The organism is Buchnera aphidicola (Brachycaudus cardui) (assembly GCF_005081945.1).
Taxonomy (GTDB): Bacteria; Pseudomonadota; Gammaproteobacteria; order Enterobacterales; family Enterobacteriaceae; genus Buchnera; species Buchnera aphidicola_AN.
Map to the genome: position 1 here is coordinate 1 of NZ_CP034880.1, position 7687 is coordinate 7687.

A 7687-nucleotide genomic window follows, 5' to 3' on the forward strand; every position below is an offset into this window, starting at 1 on the left:
TATTGTATAAATTTGTTTTATTTAATAAATCATTTCATTAATGTCGAGAAAATTGTTATGAATTCTAAAGTTATTATTTTTGATACAACTTTACGTGATGGGGAACAAGCATTACAAGCAAGTTTGAGTGTTAAAGAAAAACTTCAAATTGCATTATCTTTAGAAAAATCTGGAATAGATGTCATTGAAGTAGGATTTCCTATTTCATCTCCAGGAGATTTTAAATCTGTACAAACAATATCAAAAAATATTAAAGATAGTCGAATATGTAGTTTAGCTCGTTGTGTAGAAAAAGACATTGATGCCGCTGGTCAAGCTATGTCTTCTTCTGATTCATTTCGGATACATATATTTTTAGCTACTTCTGTGCTTCATATGGAATCTAAATTAAGAAAAAATTTTAATGAAATTATAGATATGGCTGTTTTTTCAGTAAAAAAAGCTTTACGTTATACTGATGATATTGAATTTTCTTGTGAAGATGCTAGTAGAACTACAATAGATAATTTATGTCGTATTGTAGAAAAATTAATAAATTCTGGTGTAAAAACTATAAATATACCAGATACAGTAGGATATACTATACCTAATGAGATTTCTTATATTATTAAAAATCTTTTTGAACGTGTACCTAATATTCATAAATCTATCATTTCAGTACATTGTCATGATGACTTAGGAATGGCAGTAGGAAATTCAATATCAGCTATACAGGCAGGTGCTAGACAAATAGAGGGAACTATTAATGGAATTGGCGAAAGAGCTGGAAATACAGCTTTAGAAGAAGTAATTATGGCTATAAAGGTTAGAGAAGATATTTTAGGTGTTTCTACAAATATAAATCATAAAGAAATTTATCGTACTAGTCAAATTATTAGTCAAATTTGCAATATGCCTATTCCGGCTAATAAAGCTATAGTAGGTAGCAATGCATTTGCTCATTCATCTGGAATTCATCAAGACGGAGTTTTAAAGAATAGAAAAAATTATGAAATTATAGATCCTAGTACTATTGGTTTAAAAGAAGTTAAACTTAATTTAACTTCTCGTTCTGGAAGAGCAGCAGTAAAATATTATATGGATGAAATGGGTTATACAAGTAGTGATTATAATATAGATGAACTTTATACTGCATTTTTAAAATTAGCAGATAAAAAAGGACAAGTGTTTGACTATGATTTAGAAGCATTAGCATTTATTAATAAACAACAAGATCAGCCTGAATATTTTTCTTTAAAATTTTTCAGCGTGCAATCTATTTCTAATGGTTTATCAACTGCTTCAGTAAAATTATTATGTGGTAAAGAAATACATACGGAATCTTCTACAACCAGTAATGGACCAGTAGATGCAATTTATCAAGCATTAAATAGAATTACACATTTTCCTATAATTTTACAAAAATTTCAACTTGTAGCTAAGGGTAAGGGTAAAGATGCTCTTGGTCAAGTCGATATTTTAGTTGAATATGAAAAACGTAAATTTCATGGAATTGGTTTAGCTACTGATATTATTGAATCATCAGCTCAGGCAATGGTAAATGTATTAAATAATATATGGAAAGCACGAGAAGTTAATAAAAAACTAAAAATTTTAAAACATTTTAAAAAAAAATAACATATTTTATCAAAGAGAAAAATTTATCATGAAAAAAAAATATTTTATTGCAGTACTACCAGGTGATGGAATAGGACCTGAAGTTATGAAAGAAGCATATAAAATTTTAAATGTTTTAAAAAATCATTTTTTATTACCAATAGAAACAAAGGAATTTAATATTGGTGGTATAGCCATTGATCGTGAAGGTGTTGCTTTACCAAAAAACACATTAAAGGGATGTGAAAATTCTGATGCAATTTTATTTGGATCTGTAGGGGGTGATAAGTGGAATAATCTTTCAATAGAAAAACGTCCTGAAAGAGGAGCTTTACTTCCTTTAAGAAAACATTTTAATCTTTTTTCTAATTTAAGACCATCAAGATTATATCCAGTATTAAAATCTCTATCTCCTTTACGTTCCGACATTGTAAAAGATGGTTTTGATATATTATGTGTTAGAGAATTAACAGGAGGAATTTATTTTGGAGAACCTAGGGGTCGTATTAAAAAAAATAATTCTGAATATGCTTTTGATACAGAGATTTATCATAAATCTGAAATTATGAGAATTGCTCATTTATCCTTTCAATTAGCACGTTCTAGAAAACAAAAGGTTTGTTCAATAGATAAAGCAAACGTTCTTCAAAGTTCTATTTTTTGGAGAGAAGTAGTAGAAAATGTTTCAAAACAATATCCAGATATTACTTTATCTCATTTATATATTGATAATGCTTGTATGCAAATTATTAAAGATCCTAAACAATTTGATATATTATTATGTTCTAACCTTTTTGGAGATATTATTTCAGATGAATGTGCTATGATTACCGGTTCTATTGGTATGTTACCATCAGCAAGTTTAAATGAAAAAAATTTTGGTTTATATGAACCGGCTGGTGGTTCTGCACCTGATATTAAGGGTAAAAATATTGCTAATCCTATAGCTCAAATTCTTTCTGTTTCTATGTTAGTTAGATATGGTATGAAATTAGATTTTATAGCAGATAAAATTGATAAAGCAGTAAGTAATGTTTTACAAGCAGGTTATAGAACTATAGATATATCTGATGGTAAAAATTATTTAAATACAAATCAAATGGGTGATATTATTACCAGTTTTTTAATTAATGGTGAATGAAAAAATGAAAAAGACATTATATGACAAAATATATGATTCACATATTATATATGAAGATAAAAATAATACATCTATTTTATATATAGATTTACATTTACTTCATGAAGTTACATCACCTCAAGCTTTTGATTCATTACGTAATAAAAGTCGTCAAGTTAGACAACCTAAAAAAACTTTTGCTACTATGGATCATAATGTTTCAACAGAAAGTAAAGATATTAATGCATCTGGTTCGATGGCAAAAATACAAATGGAGGAATTAATAAAAAATTGTAATGAGTTTAATATTCCATTATATGATTTAAATAATCCTAATCAAGGAATTGTACATGTTATAGGTCCTGAACAAGGAATGACTTTACCTGGTATGACAATTGTGTGTGGTGATTCTCATACATCAACTCATGGAGCATTTGGTGCATTATCTTTTGGTATAGGTACTTCAGAAGTAGAGCATGTACTTGCTACTCAAACTTTAAAACAACAACGTTTTAAAACTATGAAAATAGAAATATCCGGTATTATGCAAAAATTTATTACTGCTAAGGATATCATCCTATCAATTATCGGAAAATTAGGATCTTCAGGGGGTACCGGATATGTAATTGAATTTTGTGGTAGTGTAGTTGAAAACATGAGTATGGAAGAAAGAATGACAATTTGTAATATGGCAATTGAAATGGGTGCAAAGTCTGGATTAATAGCACCAGATGAAATTACATATGCGTATTTAAAAAACAGAATGTATTCACCATATGGTGAATATTGGGACAAATCATTACATATTTGGAAAACATTAAAAACAGATAAAGATGCTATTTTTGATAAAACTTTTGTTATTAATGTATCAAATCTTTCACCTCAAATTACTTGGGGTACAAATCCTGATCAGGTTATTTCAGTAAATGAAAAAATACCTGATTTTAATTTGTTTGATAATTTAGTTAAACAGGATTTAGCTAAATCTGCCTGTAAATATATGAATTTAAAACCAGGTATGTATTTAACAGATGTTAAAGTTGATAAGGTATTTATTGGATCTTGTACTAATGCTCGAATAGAAGATTTAAGAGCAGCATCTAATGTATTAAAAAATAAAAAAATTTCTAAAAATGTAAAAGCTATTGTTGTTCCTGGTTCAGGTTTAGTTAAAAGAGAAGCTGAAAGTGAAGGTTTAGATAAAATTTTTATTAATGCCGGATTCGAATGGCGTTTACCTGGATGTTCTATGTGTTTAGGTATGAATAATGATAAATTAAGTAATGGTGAACGTTGTGCTTCTACTAGTAATCGGAATTTTGAAGGTCGACAAGGTAGGGGGGGTCGAACTCATTTAGTCAGTCCTATTATGGCTGCAGCTGCAGCTTTACATGGTAAGTTTTTTGATGTTAGAAAATTAGATAATAGTGGGAATAATTAAAAATGTTTAAATTTACTGAACATACAGGTGTTGTTGTTCCTTTAGATATAGCTAATATTGATACTGATACTATAATTCCTAAACAATTTTTGCAGAAGGTAAGTAAAATTGGATTTGGTAAATATTTATTCCATGATTGGCGTTTTCTAGATACTAGGCAATTACAAAAAAATAAAAATTTTATTTTGAATAAAGAAGTTTATAAAAATGCAAGTATTTTACTAACTAGAGAGAATTTTGGTTGTGGATCATCAAGAGAACATGCTGTATGGTCTTTATTAGATTATGGTTTTAGAGTGATAATTGGATCTACTTTTGCTGATATTTTTTATAATAATAGTTTTAATAATAAACTTCTTCTAATTACATTAGATAAAAAAGATATTAATTTTCTTTTTGATGTTGTTAAGATGAATATAGGTATTTCTTTTAATGTAAATTTATTAAATAATGAAATTATTGTAAATAAACGTTCTTTTTCATTTCAATTAGATGATTTTCGTCGCACATGTTTATTAAACAATTTAGATAATATTGATTTAACTATGAAATATTCTGATAAAATACAAGATTATGAAGATAAAATTTCTAGTTGTCTTATAGGTAGAAGAAAATTTAGTTCTTATATTTAATTTTTTATTTTTTATAAAAAAAAAGCGAAAGTTTTATTAATAAAACTTTCGCTTTTTTTTTATAAAAAAATTATGTTTATTTATCTTTTTATATAAGTTTTAAAAGACCTTGTTATTTTGCATTTATATAATAAGAAGCATTTATTAAAAATAATAACATGCATTTATATGTTTTTTTCAATAAAAAGTTCTTTGAAAGATAAAAAAAATACTTTAAATAAAAAATATATAAGATTTATTTTAAAAAAAGGGAGGGAGTAAACAAGAAAATAAGGAAAATAAGGAAAATAAGGAAAATAAGAAATAAGGTAGTCTACGTAAAAAACGTATTAATTTTATAAATTTTATTATAACTAATTATCAGGATATGTATTTGTAGCTATTTTTCGCAAATAATAATAGCTTATATTAACTTGTTTCTTTAAACCGTTAGGTCCTAATTTTGTTAATTCACTCACAGTATACTTAGCGACTAAAGCACGAAGAATTGTTTGTCTAGCTTCTTTTTCATCTAAATTTATTAATTTTTGAGCATTTCTTTTTTTCTTATAAAAAGCATGTCTAGAAATTCTATATTTAAAGATATTTTTAATCTGAGTATCTTTAGAACGTCTTTTAGCATCATTCATTGTAATAGGTTTTAAACCCTTGCTGATTAGATTAGTATTTATCCAACCTAATTGTTGTTTTTTAGCATTTATTAGTTTTTGTTCAGAAACACCAAATAACATGAAAAATAATGGCGTAAGTGTAATCATTTTAGGCATATAATTACCTAATACTCGATCCCAAGTTTTTTTACAAGTAACAAAACCCATAGGTTCCATAAAATTTGTAATTAATCTAGAGGCTCGTGTGATAGATTTATTTCCAGCTTTAGATACTGTAGATAAACCGCATTCATCAGATAATTGTTCAACAGATGCTTGAACTAATTCAGAAGAAATATTAAAATGATAAATCATAGCTGAGACCATAGCTCTCATGGCACATGCCCGATGTTCGTTTAACTGTCTAAATCTTTTTAAAGGTAATCCAATTTTAATATTTTTAGCTTGTAAAATATAATTTAATTCACATCGTGCAACATCTATTTCTGATGCTTTTTTCATTGCATAACAAATAAAAGAAGGTCGACGTTTATTATTTTTAGGTGGTATAAAAATCGGATTCGGATTATTTATATAACATTTTCTTGATTGCATAACGTAGTATTTTAAATTAGTAGAAGAAAGTTATTTTTTATATTGATAAATGTAAAAAAGATAGTTTTATTTATGACCTAAATTTTTTATATATAAGAATATGTACTTTACTTTTATTTTTTTTTATGAATAAATATAATTTATAAAAGATACGGATATTCTTATCATAAATTTTAATTATTTTCAATATAACTTATTAAAATTTTTTAGAATATTTTTAACATTAATATATAAAAAAATAAACTTTATAATTTTTATTTAAAATATAGTAACATTAGGAATAATAAAAATGGAAAAAATTATTGAAAAAACTATATATGCTTCTCGTTGGTTAATGTTTCCTGTGTATGTAGGTCTATCATTTGGATTTATATTATTAACACTAAAATTTTTTCAACAAATTATATTTGTTATTCCAGATATTTTAGCTATGTCAGAATCTGGATTAGTATTAATTGTCTTATCATTAATCGATATTGCTTTAGTGGGTGGACTATTAGTAATGGTAATGTTTTCTGGTTATGAAAATTTTATTTCTAAAATGGACATGGAAGACAATCAAAAAAGATTAGGATGGATGGGTACTATGGATGTAAATTCAATTAAAAATAAAGTTGCATCATCAATAGTTGCTATATCCTCTGTACATCTTTTACGTCTTTTTATGGAAGCTGAAAAAATATTAGATAATAAAATTATGTTATGTGTTATAATTCATTTAACATTTGTATTATCTGCTTTCGGTATGGCGTATATTGATAAAATGAGTAAAAAAAAATATCTTCCACATTAATTTTTTATTAAAATCAATAATAAGTTAAACTTATTTAATTCTTGTTATGTTAATTTTTAAAAAATTTAATATCTCAATTTATCATAAATTCTTCTTTTAAAAAATAATTTTACTTAATCAAGTGTATTTAGTGTCTAGAAAAAATTATATATATAATCCTAAACCAGTTTTTAATCCAACTCATAATAAGAGAAAAAGATCTAAATTTATTTGTTATGCTATGAAAAAAGCATCAGAAATAGACGTTGCTAGAAGTAGTTTAAATTATACTTTGCTACCTATAGATCCTAAAACTGGTAATGTTTTACCTCGATTTAGACGATTAAATGAACATCGAGCATGTGCTATGAGAGCTATAGTACTTGCTATGTTATATTATTTTGATATTGATTCTAATTTAGTTCAAGCTTCTATTGAAACATTAGCAGATGAATGTGGTTTATCTACTTTTTCAGATTCAGGCAATAAATCTATTACTCGTGCATCAAGATTAATAAATGAGTTTTTAGAACCTATGGGTTTTATAAAATGTAAACGAGAAAAAAGTAAATCAATGAGTAATTATATACCTAAAAAAATATCTTTAACTCCAATGTTTTTTATGTTGTTTGATATCTCGGAGTCAAAGATTAATAATTATTTATGTTCACGAATAAATTTTTCTCAAAAATCAAACATACAAGAAAAAAAAATGTTTATTTCTTTATCAGATATAGAAATGATATCACAATTAGATGAAAAATCTGCTAGAAATAAAATTTTAAATGCCTTAATTAACTATTATAGCGCTAGCCAATTAACAAAAATAGGTCCTAAAGGTCTGAAAAAAAAGATAGATATTGAATATAATAATTTATGTAAATTATATAAAAAAAAATAATAAAACAAATTTATACAATA

Annotated in this window: 7 protein-coding genes; 6 read left to right on the top strand and 1 reads right to left on the bottom strand. The window is 25.7% G+C overall.

What is annotated here, in order from left to right; all coding sequences use genetic code 11:
* The first annotated feature begins 57 nt into the window (after positions 1 to 57).
* Genes leuA through leuD form a run of 4 tightly spaced genes read left to right on the top strand, consistent with a single transcriptional unit; the run spans position 58 to position 4789 of the window.
* Entirely contained in the window at positions 58 to 1617 is a 1560-nt protein-coding gene (gene leuA / locus D9V67_RS03150; RefSeq protein ID WP_158360107.1) for a 2-isopropylmalate synthase, read from the top strand.
* 28 nt (positions 1618 to 1645) lie between these two features.
* The gene (gene leuB / locus D9V67_RS03155; RefSeq protein ID WP_158360109.1) at positions 1646 to 2737 is read left to right on the top strand and encodes a 3-isopropylmalate dehydrogenase; all 1092 of its coding nucleotides are present in this window, start codon (positions 1646 to 1648) and stop codon (positions 2735 to 2737) included.
* A 4-nt stretch (positions 2738 to 2741) separates the two neighbouring features.
* A complete protein-coding gene (gene leuC / locus D9V67_RS03160; RefSeq protein WP_187308342.1) occupies positions 2742 to 4157 on the top strand; it encodes a 3-isopropylmalate dehydratase large subunit in 1416 nt (471 codons plus the stop codon).
* A gap of 2 nt (positions 4158 to 4159) precedes the next feature.
* The gene (gene leuD / locus D9V67_RS03165; RefSeq protein WP_158360113.1) at positions 4160 to 4789 is read left to right on the top strand and encodes a 3-isopropylmalate dehydratase small subunit; all 630 of its coding nucleotides are present in this window, start codon (positions 4160 to 4162) and stop codon (positions 4787 to 4789) included.
* Positions 4790 to 5142: 353 nt separating this feature from the next.
* On the opposite strand, the gene repA (D9V67_RS03170) is transcribed toward leuD, so the two are convergent.
* Positions 5143 to 5994, bottom strand: coding sequence for a plasmid replication initiator RepA (repA, locus tag D9V67_RS03170; protein WP_158360115.1), 852 nt, complete (start codon positions 5992 to 5994; stop codon positions 5143 to 5145).
* Positions 5995 to 6283: 289 nt separating this feature from the next.
* On the opposite strand from repA (D9V67_RS03170), the gene D9V67_RS03175 reads away from it, so the two are divergent.
* Together D9V67_RS03175 and repA (D9V67_RS03180) are read left to right on the top strand one after the other, a co-directional pair.
* Positions 6284 to 6787 carry a TIGR00645 family protein gene (locus D9V67_RS03175; RefSeq protein WP_158360117.1) on the top strand — a complete coding sequence of 168 codons (504 nt, stop codon included), beginning with the start codon at positions 6284 to 6286 and terminating at the stop codon, positions 6785 to 6787.
* A 130-nt stretch (positions 6788 to 6917) separates the two neighbouring features.
* Positions 6918 to 7667 carry a plasmid replication initiator RepA gene (gene repA, locus D9V67_RS03180; protein WP_158360119.1) on the top strand — a complete coding sequence of 250 codons (750 nt, stop codon included), beginning with the start codon at positions 6918 to 6920 and terminating at the stop codon, positions 7665 to 7667.
* Positions 7668 to 7687: the final 20 nt, after the last annotated feature.